Below are 14,242 nucleotides of genomic sequence, written 5' to 3' on the forward strand. Positions count from 1 at the left end.
TAGACAGCCGATATCTACCGATATCTACATCATCACTCCAGCCAAACTTCTACATCACCAGAATGTCAGAGTGACTCAGCGATAGGTTTCTTGGCAGGATCGCGATTTGCACAGCGCCCACGCCATCGCCAGAGCCGTTTGCGTCGTATAGCAAATCTCCGTTCAACGGGTTGTAGATGATTCGGTGGAGGGAAGTCTGAGCGGCGACACCTACGGCAAATCGGTTTGCCTGCAACGGCCCAGCACTTTGGAAATTCTCAAAGTCGGAAGCTGCGATTCGCAGGCGATCCATACCGGGCGTAAAGTCAGTGATTTGGTCTATGCCCTGTCCGGGTGCATTCAGGTGAAACGTATCTCGACCGGGGCCACCCGTCAGCACATCGTCGCCCGGCCCGCCGACTAGCGTGTCATCGCCTGCACCGCCAATGAGGATATCATTGCCCGCAAGTCCGTGAATTTCTACAGGTGTAGTAAAGGTAGATGCGTTTACCAGGTCGTAAGTTTCTCCCAGCCGAATCAGCGGGACATTCATGACCGATTCAAACCCTGAGAAGTCGAGATAGTTGGTGAGCGTATCGCGCCCAATGATTGTTCCCCCGTTGCCATCGAACACTTCTACGCCCAGAATCCAGGTTGATGTGGGGAACTGGTAGAAGTTGTTGATTTGCCAGAGGAAGATGTCGGCTCCGGGCGTGTCGTTGCGGATGGTGTCGCTGCCTGCGCCGCCGTAGATTGTGTCGCCATCCAGAGCGCTGCCGTCTGCATAACCCAGCACATTGAATAAAAACAGGTCGTCGCCGTCTTCGCCATAGATTGTATCTGCACCGCTGCTCAGAACAATCGTGTCGTTGCCTGCGCCTGCCCATACCTGGTTCGTATCTGTTGAACCAAAACTGCTGGTGTAGATTAGGTCATCGCCACTGCCAGCGTAAATGTAGTCGTTGCCGCTGTTAGCTTTGATAGTGTAGGCACTATCCATTGCAATGAACAGCGTGTTAACTCCCGGCGTTCCAACCAGGGTTGGCATTTCTGCGATCACCCTGTCCGAACTTTCCACGGAGCTTGCTATGGAAAAGGTATCAAGGCTCACCATCGCCTCATCTACCGGAGGTATCCACTCATCGAGTTCTGGCATTTCGACATTGGGCGAATCATGAATGCCGGGAACCTCGGGTGAATCGTCAGGCAGGACGGAGGGTGAACTGCTGAAGCTAGATGATGCCCGACCAATGCTAACGGCATCGGTATTGAGCAGCGCGTCGGTGGAAATGGGTACGAGGCGATCGCCCAAGTCCGGGTTACTCGTATCTTGAATATACAAAGCCGCTATCTCAAAGCCCTCAGCCGCAAAGTTCAGCAGCGACACTAGCTCCAGCCGTCGATTTGTTGGATCGCTGAGGTAAGTCTTTAGAGCGGGCAACTGGCCGCCATCGAGGATGGTCTGGAGTTGTTCGGATGTAAACACCAAATTAATCCGGTCGATGCCCAAACCACCCCGATAGACGGTTCGCTCTGAGTGTTCAGTAGAGGTGAAAATCGTGTCATTGCCGCTACCCAGGACGATTTCTAGAAAATCGGAGGAGCGGACTGGAGAAAAATTGGCAGATGAAAACGGGGTTTGGGTATCCATAGGAGGCAAGAGTCGAGGGGCAATTTCCGGATGAGAACACAGGGTTGAATGTGAAGTTCAGCAGAAACTGGGCAGCACAAACAGCAGCACAAAACCGCCTGCCATTCAGCAGACCTACTCTTCAAACCGATTTGCACCCTAAAAAGCTTGAGACTTAAAAACTTAGGATCTACGCACTTGCAATAAGCTTTTGGGCTTTGGAACAATCTCTCGTGGGTTGCGCTCTCAAGAAATCGTCCAACCGCGTAAGTCCTAAAACTAAAACTCGAAAACTGAACCTGAAAAACCCAGACAACTAAACCTAGACAACTAATTAGACAATCAGACTTTGCTGAAACAGGACGAAACCTAGCAGAAACTTAAAGAGCTGATGCTAAAAACCCTCGCGATAGGCTGCGTGGAATTACTGAGGTGACTTCCCCTCCTGTATATTAAGGCTGCCCTCAGTCTCTTCCACGGGCTTCACAGAGGCTTTATTGAAGCTTTAATCTTGCTTCAATGGAACTCTATGCAGCACTCGCTGTTTCCCAAAGTTCAGCAAGGGCGATCGCAACATTGACCACAAACCCCATGACCGACTCCGATTCTCTAGCCACTCGACTCACCCAGTACAACACCCGCTTTGTGCGCTTGCTATGGTGCGACAACGGCAACGTCATGCGCGGCAAAGCCTTTCACCGCCAGTTTCTAGAGGAACATCGAGACTGGGGAATTGGCATCTCGTTAGCGCAGCAGGCGGTTCCCGTGATGGTGGACGGCGTGGCCGCAGACAGCGGACTGGGGCCGGTGGGCGAAGCGTGGCTAGTGCCCGACTGGGAGACGCTGACCCCCTTGCCCTACGCGCCGGGCCATGCCCGCGTAATGGCCGACATGCAGCTAGGCGAACAGCCCTGGAGCCTGTGCCCGCGCGGCTTCCTGAAGCGAATGCTAGCTCGTCTGGAGCAAGAGGCAGGGCTGCGGGTGATGGCGGCGTTTGAGCCTGAATTTTATCTGCTGCGGCTGGACGAAGCAGGACAGATTCACCCGGCAGATCGCACACCTTTTGCGGCGACTCTGGGGATGGATCTGAACCAAGCGGTCATCGATGACATCACGGACGCGCTAATAGCGCAGGGAATTTTGGTCGAGCGCTATTATCCAGAGTCGGGGCCGGGGCAGCACGAGATTGCTATTCGCTATGGAGACGCGCTGCGGGCGGCCGACTCGCAGATTGCCCTGCGAGAAACGGTGCGCGGTGTAGCGCTGCGGCACGGGCTGCGGGCTTCGTTTTTGCCCAAGATTTTTGCCGATCAGGCGGGGAGTGGCTGTCACCTGCATCTCAGCCTGTGGCGCGAGGGCGTGAATGTGTTGCCAGATCCAGGACGACCCGGAACCCTGTCGGCGATCGCCCTCCACTTTATCGGCGGCATTTTGCACCACCTGCCCGCCCTGATGGCGCTGACTACGCCCAGCCCCAATTCCTACCGTCGCCTCCAGCCCCAGAGCTGGAGCGGAGCCTTTCGCGCCTGGGGCATGGACAACCGCGAAGCCGCTGTGCGCGTGCCCAGCAATCCCCACCCGCCCAGCCCGACCCACTTTGAGTTAAAAACAGTAGACGCTTCGGCAAATCCTTATCTGGCACTGGGTGCGGTTCTTGCTGCGGGGCTAGACGGGATTCAGCAGCGGCGAGAACCGGGCGAACCCGTCGCCGTAGACCCAGCCACGCTGACCGAGGCAGAGCGGCAGTCTCGCCAGATCGATCGCCTGCCTGCCAACCTGGGAGAGGCGATCGCCCACCTCAGCGCATCCACCGTGCTGCTGGATGCGCTGGGGCCAGACCTGGCGCGGGCATTTTTGGCGGTGCGCCGGGCCGAGTGGAGCGCCCTGGGCAATCTGGAACTAGAGGCAGAAGTGCAGCAGTTGCTAGAGCGATACTAGCGACGCAGCGGTTTCTTGCAGGGTTCGGCTAGAGTATGGTTGCATCTTCTAATGCCTTACAGGGACAATTATCGTCGAATGGTATAGCGAAAGCAGACTTGTACCGTACCGAGAATGCTATTGTTTCTAGATAGCCAGGCTCCCAATTTCCTTCAGGTACAGGTATTCTTCTAGCCTTTTACAGGCTGCTTTCTGAGGCATTCTAGACCTGTGAGCGATCGCCCCACTCCCCAAATGCAGCCTTGCGATCTATCCGACTCGCCCACCCCAGCAATCCACGCTTCGGCTCCTCCTGAAGCAACGGCTGTATTCGGCAAACCACAGTCTGTTGCCAGTTCTCTGTCCCAAGATTGTGAACTACACCTTCAGCGGGTTCTCGATGTTTTGCCGGTGTGCGTTGCCTATAATGACGTTGAGCAGCGCTACCGTTTTATGAACCGCACCTACGAGGTGTGGATGGAGCGGCCGCGAGAAGAACTCTATGGCAAAACAGTGCGAGAGGTGATTGGCGAAGCAGCCTATCGCATGGCCGCTCCATTTATCGAGCAGGTACTACGAGGCGAGTCAGTTCACTATGAAACCAAACTGCCCTATCAAGTTGGCGGATTGCGCCATGTCTCGGTGCTGCTAGTTCCCGATAGGGGGGAACTTCAGCAAGTGCAAGGCTACTATGCGCTGATTACAGATATCAGCGATCGCAAAGCCTTAGAGCAAACCTCCGAGCAAACAGCGCTGCAACTCCGGGAGGTATTGAACGGTGCCTGCGCCGCCGTCACTAGTTTTCGGCTCTATGCAGATATGACCTGCGTCTATGACTATCGCTCTGCTGGAGACGAAGCGCTGTTTGGCTATCCGGCTCAGGACTTCATGAATGATAAGCATCTCTGGATTTCGCGGGTGCTACCCGACGATCGCCCGCTGGTGTTTGCCCAAATGCGAACCCAACTCCTGCAAGGAAAACCTGCCAACTATGAGTACCGATTTCGCCATCGCGATGGCTCAATTCGCTGGATCTCTTGCATTGCTTCTAGTTGCTACGAGCCGCAGAACGACTGCTGGCGGGTGACAACCGTTGATTTAGACGTGACCCGCCGCAAGCAGGCCGAAGAAGCCCTTCAGCAAAGCCAGGCCCGCCTAAAAACAGCCCAGGCGGTAGGTCAGATTGGGGATTGGGAGTTTGACGTAGACACCAAGCAAATCACCTGGTCGGAGCAGATGTATGTCATCTATGGGCTAGACCCTGCCCAGGGCACCCCTGAATATCTGGATTTGCTACAACAGCTTGTCCCGGAGGATCAACTGCGGCTAGAGGCGGCTATTTCGCAGGCGATCGCCCTGGGGCAACCCTATGTTCTCGATTTGCGACTGCGCCGAGCCGATGGCTCAATTGCCTATCTAGAATCCCGTGCCCAAGTACGGGTCAATGGGGCAGGGCGCGTCGTCACGCTTTATGGCACGACGCAAGACGTTACTGAGCGCAAACAACTAGAGCTAGAACTCAAGCAGCGATCGCAGCGAGAGCAAATGCTGAATCAGGTGATTCAGGCAATCCGTCGATCGCTGGATTTGCCCACCATTTTTGAAACTGCGGTTCGCGAAACCGCTTCCCTTCTGGGACTCAGCCGCGTGTGGATTGCGAAATATCTGCCCGCCGAGCAGTGCTGGCTGCTTCAGGCAGAATATGTGCCGCCGGGGTCGCCCGTCTCCCAACGACTGCTGGGACTCCGCATTCCCCACAGGGGCAATCCCATCAGCAGGCAACTGATGCAAGGGGTGTCTGTGCGGCTAGACGACAATCGCCAGGCAGAAGGAGAGGTTAACCAAAAGCTAGCCGCAGAGATCCCCGGTCGTTGGCTGCTGGTGCCGCTGAAAATCGGAGAAGGTATTTGGGGCAGCCTTAGCCTCTCGCGAGATTTGTCGCTGGCGGGGTGGGAAGACTGGGAGGTAGATTTTGCTCAGTCCGTCGCCGATCAGCTGGCGATCGCCATCCAGCAATCCGAACTATTCCACCAGGTGCAGTTGCTTAACACCACCCTGGAAACGCAGGTACAGCAGCGCACCACCCAGTTGCAGCAGGCGATCGACCTGGAGGGGCGGCTCAAGCGCATTACCGACAAGGTGCGCGATAGCCTAGACGAACACCAGATTTTGCAAACTGCTGTGACCGAGTTGGGCATCGGGCTGGGCGTGGAGCGGTGCCAGGCAGGCTTGTATGATCTGGCGGCACAGACGTTGACCATCTCCTATGAATATCGCAGTAGCCCCCAGGCAACTTCTAGCGAGGGACTCGTGGTGAGCATGGTCGAGCATTCTGAGGTGCATAGAGCCGTGCTCGCCGGTCAGTTTGTGCATGGGTGCTGTCTGGAACCGCTCCCTGCGCTTAGGCTTGTTCATGAGGCTGCTGTGCCGATTGCGTCCCCAAGGGCTGAGCAGCCAATGGCGATGCTAGTTTGCCCGATTCTGCACGATCAGCGAGTTTTGGGCAGTTTGTGGCTATTTAAGCCCTGTCAGGAGGCGTTTCGGGAGATAGAGATGCGGCTGGTGCAACAGGTGGCCAACCAGTGCGCGATCGCCCTCCGCCAGTCGCGCCTCTATCAAAGCGCCCAGCACCAGGTGGATGAGCTGGCCCGGCTAAACCATTTGAAAGATGACTTTCTAAACACCGTGTCTCACGAGCTGCGATCGCCCATGTCCAGTATCAAAATGTCCGCAGAAATGCTGGAGATTTTGCTTCGGCGCAAGGGCGTGTTCGACGACCCGCAAATCAGTCAGTATTTCAAGATTCTGCAAAGTGAGTGCGATCGCGAAACGAGGTTGATCAACGACCTGCTCGACCTGTCGCGCCTTTCTGCCAACACCGAGCCGCTGTTGCTGACCAGTCTGGAGCTTCGATCCTGGATACTGCACGTTGCCGAACCCTTCGTCAGCCGTGCCCGCAGCCAGCAGCAAAGCCTGCACTTTCATATGCCCACCGACCCGCTGATCGTCACCACCGACTTTTCCTACCTGGAGCAAATCTTCACCGAATTGCTGCAAAACGCTTGCAAGTACACGCCATTCGGCCAGTCCATCTGCATTTCTGCTTGCCTCGAAAGGAACGAACTGGAGCAGAACCCATCACACGCTGCCTCCCCTTCTCCTCGCTGTGCCATCCACATTACCAACACGGGGGTCTACATCCCCGAACAGGAGCGCGATCGCATTTTCGAGAAGTTCTACCGCATTCCCAACAGCGACCCCTGGAAGCACGGCGGCACAGGGCTGGGGCTGGCGCTGGCGCGGCGACGGGCCGAGCAAATTCACGGCAGCCTCTCTGTATCGAGCGATCGCCACTCCACCACCTTTACCATCCGACTGCCGCTGCTGCCGCCGGAGGATCTGAGGGCGTAGGCAGGGGCGTAAGGGCAACAGCGCTCCCCTCCCTCGATGGGCAAACATAGCCCTGGTAGGGATAGTTGGCGGCGTGGTGGGTTTCGTCGGGGGCGATCGCGCATCGTATCCAGCGGGGGCGGCTTCCCGGCGGGCGACGCAGCCGCACCTGCGCCGGAAAGCTCTGTTTGGGCATTTGCGAAGACCCGACCACCCAGAGATTCAGCGGTAATTCCTGGGGCTGGGGCATATTTGCCAGGGCTTCCCAAAAATCTGCGTCTCGCGCAGGCTGTGCCAAAAAGCCGAGGCGAATCGGCGTAGTAGACTCATCCCGCAGGGCGCGGCGGCGAATCTCCAGTCCAAAGCTGAGGCCGAGGGCAATTTCCTGGGTGCTGGGGGCGCTGACGACGATGCTGATGGGCGTGGTGGGGTTGTCGGAATACATCTCGCTGGCGGCTTTTAGCGGGTTGAAGCTTTTGTAAAAACCGAGTCCGCTGGCAACGACCAGGCTGCTAACCATGCCGACGACCAGGGCGATCGCCCACACGCGCCTCGGATTCGTCCCCTTGGGCAAATGCGCCAGCAGCAGCCCCACCAGCGCACACACCGCCGGAAAGTAGACAAAGTTGTAGCGCGGAGCCAGGGTGATGTCTTTGTTCAGCCCGTAGACGATGACGACAAACTCCAGCAGCACCAGCCCCAGAAACCCCACCAGCAAGGTCAACGCAGGCTGCTGCGGCGTTTTGCCCCAGAGGTTTCGCCCGCTGCGCCACAGGTGCCGCCCCAGCCACGCCGCATAGCCCAGCATGAACAGCGCCGACGGAATGGCGATCGCCCTGGGCTGTTTTTCCGCAGGCATGATTACCGCCATCAGCACCCAGCCAACTGCGGTTTGCAGCAGTGGCGAGAGTTTGCCCAAAATCCCGTCCGCCAGCCCCAGCCACTCGGTTTCCGGGCGATTCATATGCTCCCAGAAAATCGGCAGCCAGGGCAGATACATCAGGAAAACAGCGGCGATCGCCAGGGTCAGCGCCCCCCAGCCCCAGCGCGAAATTTGCCCCCGGTTCAGCAACATCCAGCCCAGCAGTGCCCCCACCTGCGCCGCCAGCGCCAGCAGGCAAAAATAGTGAACGTAGAGTCCGAGTCCGGCGATCGCCGCCCAGCCCAGCCACACCCACGGACGAAACCGATGCCGCTGCAAATCTTGCTGCATTTGCACCAGCCCCAGCAGCCCCAGCGTAATGATCAGCACGGGCAGCGTGTAGTGCCGCGCCTCTTGAGATAGATACACTCCAAACGGCGACACCGCCATCGCCGCCGCCCCCGCCAGCCCCGCCGCAGTCGAAAAGGCGACCCGGTTCAGGGCATACACAGCGGCGATCGCCCCCACCCCAAACAGCGCTGGCAGCGCCCGCAGCGCCCAAACCCAGTGTTCGCCCGGCCGCAGCGCCTCCATCCAGCCATACATCAGGCAAAAAAACAGCGGCGGATGGGGCGAGGTGGCGATCAGCCGCTGCGTGATATCCCCACAGCTCAACCCCGGCTGCACGGTGAACAACTCATCCAAATACGACAGCGGGAAGAACTGCCCGACCGGGATTTCGTCATAGCGACGACCTATCGCGGCGATCGCCGTAATCACCTCATCCAGCCACATCGGCTTCAAGTCCAGCCCCCAAAACCGCAGCCCCAGCCCCAACAGCAGCAGGAAAGCAAGGATCAGAGGCGGGCGGTGAAGTTTCATGGCAAGTCATCACAAGGCTTGGGCACGGTCTTTGGAAAGCCCGTTCGCTGGCTGAGGTTAAGTCTTTTGGAAAATCTTTTGAAGACGATCCCATAACGAGAGCTGAAAGTCTTACATCGCCTCAGCTCGGCAATCTAAAATCTAAAATCCGCATATCGTGAATTATGGCAGAGCAAGACGAACTCTATGACCTGAATCGCTTTGTGAAGGCGCAAGCGTCTGATTATGCGCGGGCGCTGGCGGAAATTCGGCAGGGCAAAAAGCGATCGCACTGGATGTGGTACATCTTCCCGCAATTTGCAGGGCTGGGCTTCAGCGCTACGTCTCAGCACTACGCTATCAAAAGCCTCGCCGAAGCCGAAGCATACCTGCAACATCCCGTCTTGGGCGATCGGCTGATCGAGTGCGCCGAGGCGGCTCTCAGGCTAGAGGGACAATCTGCCTATGAAGTCTTCGGCTCACCCGATGACATGAAGCTGCGATCCTGCGCCACGCTGTTCGCCCAAGTATCGCCCGCTGGTTCAGTGTTTCACCAACTGCTCGACCAATACTTTCAGGGCGAACCTGATGCGAGAACGTTGGAGTTGATCGGGCGATCGCCCTGACTCCCTCATCTTGTCACGTCGATTTTTCGTCCAGTGTTCCAAAACCGCTTTGCGAAGTTGCTTTGTGAAACAGTTGGCATGAGTGAATATCCTAAGGTTACTTTATAAGAAGATGGCTTCTAAGCCGACGCTAAATAAGAATTTATTGACCTAAAAAGGAGACGCATGAACAGACGAGGTTTTCTCGGTTTCTTAGGGCTGGGAGGCGCATCACTTGTTCCTGTTAAGAGATCACCTTCTCCGATCGAGACTAGTTCTGAAAGTCCTAAAGTGACTCTGCTTCAAACTTCGCCTGTCGCAGGTTTTCAATACTACGACGGGGAAAAAGTATGGAAAAACCTGGCTGTCGGAGATGCCGTGCGGCTTGTCCGTGAGCCTGACAACAAGCATGATGAGTATGCGATCGAGGTTTACTGGCAAGGCCGGAAATTGGGCTATGTGCCTCGCGTTGCGAACAGAACCCTGGCGCAAATGCTAGATCGTGGAGAAACACTGACCGCCCAAATCGCCAATCGACAATCTACTGATAATCCTTGGGAAAGGCTGGAAATCGAAATTGGATTAATTACCTGAGAAGCTGCTTAATAAAGCAATCCAACTACCTTCTTCCTCGCTTTTATTTCCATCTAGCTTGAAGGCGGAATGCTCTCGAAACTCACATCTTCATAGAGCAGGGCGATCGCCCCTTGCCAGTCGATGCTGGTGAGTTCGAGGGTGTCTTCGGCGGCAAAAGATTGCAGTTCCCACTGCGTTTCTGAGAGCCGACGGAAGCGATCGACGCTAATTTGCGTAGCATCAATCAAGACATATTCTTGCAGCGTCGGAAGCTGGCGATAGCGACGAAACTTTTCGCCCCGATCGAAGGCTTCGGTCGTGGGAGAAAGCACTTCCACAATCAGGCACGGATGTTGGATGAGGTTCACCGCTGGGCGATCGCGCTCATCGCAACTCACCATCACATCGGGATAGAAATATGCCCCACGCTCAGACACCTGCACTTTTACATCAGCAATGAACGCGCGGCAGCCTTTGCCCCGTAGATGGCTTTTGAGCAGCGCATAAAAATTTCCCGAAATTAGATTATGGGCGATTGTGCCGCCCGTCATGGCGAACACTTCCCCATCGAGATATTCGTGCTTGACGGACTGCGTGGCTTCCCAATCTAAATACTCTTGGGGAGAACGGCGGTGAAATTGGGGTTCTGCGATCATGGCGGCAGTTCTCGCAATGCAGCGCTTTTGTTTAGCATAGCGAATTGGGTTTCAGGCGCTACGCTATAAGGCATGGTGCTTTCTGTAGAACTACAAACGCTAGAGACGAAGCTAGAAGCTCTGCGCGATCGCCTGCGACCGGGACAGCAGCGCATGGCCGACTGGACGGGCGGGCCGCTGGCGGTGTCGGCCGTGCCAGGGTCGGGGAAATCGACGGGCATGGCGATCGCCACGGCGATTCTCCTAGGACGGCGCTATCAGCAGGCGATCGCTGACCGGACGCTGCCCAACCAGCAGATCTTCCTCGTCACCTTCACGCGCTCCGCCGCCGCCAACCTGCGGGCCAAAATCCGCGCGTTACTGAAAGACCTGGGACTGCCCGCCGCCGGGTTTTCGGTCTACACGCTGCACGGCCTAGCGCTGAATATTGCCAGCCGTCACCCCGATTTGTCCGAACTTGACCTGACGCGGCTAACGCTGATTACGCCAGAGCGGGGCAATCGGCTGATCAAAACTGCCGTAGAGCAGTGGAGCACCCTGCATCCCGACCTCTATCGCCAGCTTTTGGAAGGGCAGCAGGTCGATGCCGAAGAAACCGAGCGACTGCGGCGGCGATCGGTGCTGGGCACGGAGATTTTGCCGAATCTGGCGAACACCGCGATTCACGAAGCCAAAAGTTCGGGCTTGAGTCCTGACGATGTACGGGCGATCGCCCAAAGCGCCGACTTTTCTCCGTCCTACATCACCGAAGACGGCATTAACCTCCTGCCCAACAATATTGCCCTGCAAGTCGCCGCCGGACTCTACGAACAGTACGAAACCCTGCTCCATCAGCGCAGCTTCCTGGATTACGACGACATGATCCTCGCGGCCCTGCGCGTCTTGCAAAACGACGAGGCGCGACAGTCCTGGCAGCAGCAGGTCTACGCTGTGTTTGAAGACGAAGCCCAGGATTCCTCGCCCTTGCAAACACGCCTGCTGGAACTGCTTGCCGCCGATCCCCACACGGGACAGCCCAACCTCGTCCGCGTTGGCGATCCCAACCAGGCCATCAACTCCACTTTCACCCCCGCCGACCCGCTGTTTTTCCGCGAATTTTGCGCCCAGTGCCAGCAGCAGAACCGCCTCGCCGAGATGGATCAGGCTGGCCGCAGCACCCAGTCCGTCATCGATGCCGCCAATTTCCTGGTGCAGTGGGTCAACAACGCACCCGATCGCCCCCTTGCTGCAAGCCCCCTCCCCTTTCGCCTCCAGGCGATCCGTCCCGTGCCCCCCAGCGACCCCCAGGCCGACAGCAATCCGCCGCCAGAGGGCGAAGGCGTGGAGATCCGCTTTCCGCCGGATATCTACCGCAGCGTGGATTTGATTGCTCAGCGGGTGGCGGAGTTGTTTGCCAAGGAGCCAGCGGCGCGGGCGGCGGTGCTGGTGCGCGAGAACCGCATGGGACGCTTTGTGGCAACTGTGCTGCGAAATCCGACGGACTATAAGCTGGGTGCGGATTTGGGGGCGCTGGGCATTGCGGTGTATGAGGTGGGAGAGCGCGATCGCCATTCGCATGTACCCGGCGAAATTTTGACGCTGCTGCAATTTTGCGATCGCCCCCATTCGCCCGACAACCTGAAAGCAGCGCTGCGCGTCCTGGCCGATCGGCAACTGATTCCGCCGCAGGATCTCGATGCCCTCAGCAGCCAGCCGGAAGATTTTCTCTATCCCGGCCCGCTAGAAGCCGCCCAGCCCGACCCAGTGGTGCAGGCGCGACGCTATTGTGCAGGCTTGCTGCGGGCGCGGGTAGAGTTGCCGCAGTTTCAACTGATTCCCTTTCTGGCGCTGACGCTGAACTATGACCAGACAGAACTCGCTACGGCCGACAAGCTCGCTGCCCGCATTGCCCAGCAAACCGCCAGCGAGCCGTCGCTGCAATTCACCCTGGAGGTGCTGAGCGAAATTGTGCAATCTGAGCGGTTTGAGCCTGTGGAAACGGAGGACATCGACACACGCTACGTCCGCCCTAAGCAACTCACCATCATTACCATGCACAAGGCGAAGGGACTGGACTGGGACTTTGTGTTTCTGCCGTTTTTGCAGCAGCAGACGATTCCCGGCAAAGCCTGGGTGCCGCCCGCCCAGCAGTTTTTGGGCGAGTTTGACCTGGCAGAAGTGGCCCGCGCCCAGATTCGCGCCCAGGTTCACCAGTCGCCTCTACCTGATATCCACACGGCCTGGCAGCAGGCGCAGCAGCTTAAAATTGCGGAAGAGTATCGCCTGCTGTATGTCGCCATGACCCGCGCCCGCCGCTTGCTGTGGATGGCCGCCGAACGACAGGCCCCCTTTAGCTGGGCGAATCCGTCGAATTTGCAGGCCCAACAGCCCACGCCTGTTCTGAATGCGCTCATGCAAACTCTGGGGCGTTCGTAAATTCTGCATATCATCCTTCGCCATGCATGAAATCTCTGTTCTCAATCAGCGCCTCCAGCTTTTGCCAGACAAGGCCGTGTATGTTCCTGATTTGGATTTGCTGCTGGTTGCAGACGTGCATTTGGGAAAATCCGAAGCGTTCCAATCGCTGGGTGTGCCGATTCCCAATCGTGTGAATCAGGATACGCTGGAACGACTCAATACCCTGTGCGATCGCCTCTCACCCAAAACGCTCTGTGTCCTGGGGGACCTGTTCCACTCACCACGCGGACTGGACGACGCAATCCTGCAATCTTGGGTTCACTTCACTGAGACGTGCGGCGCGACAGTGCAAGTGATCTTGGGCAATCACGATCGGGCGATCGCCTCTTTGCTAGATTCATTTGAAATCTCGTTCCATACCCGCCCCATCGAATATCCTGGACTCGTTCTCAGTCACGAGCCTGCTGACACTCCTGATTGCGTGAATCTTTGTGGTCATATGCATCCCTGTTTGCGGCTCAAGACTCGACTCGACACGCTCCGACTGCCGTGCTTCTTGCTGGAACCTCCCCATCGACTGATCCTGCCGTCCTTCGGCGGTTTCACGGGCGGCTATGAGGTGCGGCTAAAACCAGGGGCGATCGCCTATGGGGTGGCAGAAGATAAAGTCGTCCCGTTTTCGGGAAACTCGCAGGCGGGGCGGCGCAAAATCCAAACTTTCTAAACTCAAACTTTCTAAGTTTTTCTTGCAAGATGCGAACACATCGACTGCAATCGACCATCAAGCTGTGAATGACCCCAAGTCAGCGCGGCTTACCTTTCCCCCGAAATTTTGGTCGTTTAGTCATCCACGGCGCTGGCAGGTGTTCGCAGCACCCACCAACGCCTGACCCCTCGACAGCTACAGCCTGTCTCAGGGCTGCGTCCATTGTAGGCCGCCCTGTCCCAGTGCTTCACCTCCGGGGGCGGCCAACATTTCGGGGTTTCCTACCCCACTCGTTTCCTGGAGGAAACCCCAAATGCTGACAATTCAATACACCTGGTCGTCCCCATTCTCGGAGGCGACCCAGTTTTCGCTGCCCCCGCTCACCTGCGAACTGCCGCGCCGTCGCCGCCTGCGCCACTACATCATCGGCCTGCCCGAAGACGCGCAACTGGCCATCGACCGACTCCACCTGCTCCGCTATGCCGAGCGCTTCGAGTGGACGCACGCCCTAGAATTCCCGCCCAACGGCATCGTCCTCAACGCCGAGCAACCCGGCGAAGTGCTGCGCTGCCTGCACCGTGAAGTCCGGAGCAATCCTGGTGCGAATGAGTAAGAACAGATAAGGGTGATTTTGGATTTTGGGTTTTGGATTTTGGCGGTTCA

At 57.3% G+C, this 14,242-nt stretch carries 10 protein-coding genes; 7 read left to right on the top strand and 3 right to left on the bottom strand.

Annotated features, from left to right (window positions below; translation table 11 throughout):
- Positions 1–49: 49 nt before the first annotated feature.
- Complete coding sequence (locus O77CONTIG1_RS17210; protein WP_068512993.1) at positions 50–1,630, bottom strand: calcium-binding protein; 1,581 nt, start codon at positions 1,628–1,630, stop codon at positions 50–52.
- A 570-nt stretch (positions 1,631–2,200) separates the two neighbouring features.
- On the opposite strand from O77CONTIG1_RS17210, the gene O77CONTIG1_RS17215 reads away from it, so the two are divergent.
- Positions 2,201–3,547 (top strand): glutamine synthetase family protein, encoded by a 1,347-nt coding sequence (locus O77CONTIG1_RS17215; protein ID WP_068512997.1) that lies wholly within the window; start codon positions 2,201–2,203, stop codon positions 3,545–3,547.
- A gap of 234 nt (positions 3,548–3,781) precedes the next feature.
- Positions 3,782–6,937: a PAS domain-containing protein gene (locus O77CONTIG1_RS17220; protein WP_225894605.1), complete on the top strand. Its 3,156-nt coding sequence runs from the start codon at positions 3,782–3,784 to the stop codon at positions 6,935–6,937.
- On the opposite strand, the gene O77CONTIG1_RS17225 is transcribed toward O77CONTIG1_RS17220, so the two are convergent.
- Positions 6,891–8,660 (bottom strand): glycosyltransferase family 39 protein, encoded by a 1,770-nt coding sequence (locus O77CONTIG1_RS17225; RefSeq protein ID WP_068513003.1) that lies wholly within the window; start codon positions 8,658–8,660, stop codon positions 6,891–6,893. The two genes, O77CONTIG1_RS17220 and O77CONTIG1_RS17225, sit on opposite strands and share 47 nt — an antisense overlap.
- Before the next feature lie 164 nt (positions 8,661–8,824).
- Here O77CONTIG1_RS17225 and O77CONTIG1_RS17230 point away from each other — a divergent pair, with 164 nt between their 5' ends.
- Both O77CONTIG1_RS17230 and O77CONTIG1_RS17235 read left to right on the top strand, forming a co-directional pair.
- A complete protein-coding gene (locus O77CONTIG1_RS17230) occupies positions 8,825–9,265 on the top strand; it encodes a DUF1810 domain-containing protein (protein ID WP_068513005.1) in 441 nt (146 codons plus the stop codon).
- 270 nt (positions 9,266–9,535) lie between these two features.
- Positions 9,536–9,838, top strand: a complete 303-nt coding sequence (locus O77CONTIG1_RS17235; protein WP_225894795.1) for an HIRAN domain-containing protein — start codon at positions 9,536–9,538, stop codon at positions 9,836–9,838.
- Positions 9,839–9,891: 53 nt separating this feature from the next.
- On the opposite strand, the gene O77CONTIG1_RS17240 is transcribed toward O77CONTIG1_RS17235, so the two are convergent.
- Positions 9,892–10,476: a Uma2 family endonuclease gene (locus O77CONTIG1_RS17240; RefSeq protein WP_068513008.1), complete on the bottom strand. Its 585-nt coding sequence runs from the start codon at positions 10,474–10,476 to the stop codon at positions 9,892–9,894.
- 72 nt (positions 10,477–10,548) lie between these two features.
- On the opposite strand from O77CONTIG1_RS17240, the gene O77CONTIG1_RS17245 reads away from it, so the two are divergent.
- The 3 genes from O77CONTIG1_RS17245 (at position 10,549) to O77CONTIG1_RS17255 (ending at position 14,192) form a co-directional block, all read left to right on the top strand.
- Positions 10,549–12,891, top strand: coding sequence for an ATP-dependent helicase (locus tag O77CONTIG1_RS17245; RefSeq protein ID WP_068513010.1), 2,343 nt, complete (start codon positions 10,549–10,551; stop codon positions 12,889–12,891).
- 22 nt (positions 12,892–12,913) lie between these two features.
- Positions 12,914–13,597 (top strand): ligase-associated DNA damage response endonuclease PdeM, encoded by a 684-nt coding sequence (gene pdeM / locus O77CONTIG1_RS17250; protein WP_068513013.1) that lies wholly within the window; start codon positions 12,914–12,916, stop codon positions 13,595–13,597.
- A 295-nt stretch (positions 13,598–13,892) separates the two neighbouring features.
- A complete protein-coding gene (locus O77CONTIG1_RS17255) occupies positions 13,893–14,192 on the top strand; it encodes a hypothetical protein (RefSeq protein ID WP_225894606.1) in 300 nt (99 codons plus the stop codon).
- Positions 14,193–14,242: the final 50 nt, after the last annotated feature.

The sequence above is a fragment of the Leptolyngbya sp. O-77 genome, assembly GCF_001548395.1.
Classification (GTDB): Bacteria; Cyanobacteriota; Cyanobacteriia; order Elainellales; family Elainellaceae; genus Thermoleptolyngbya.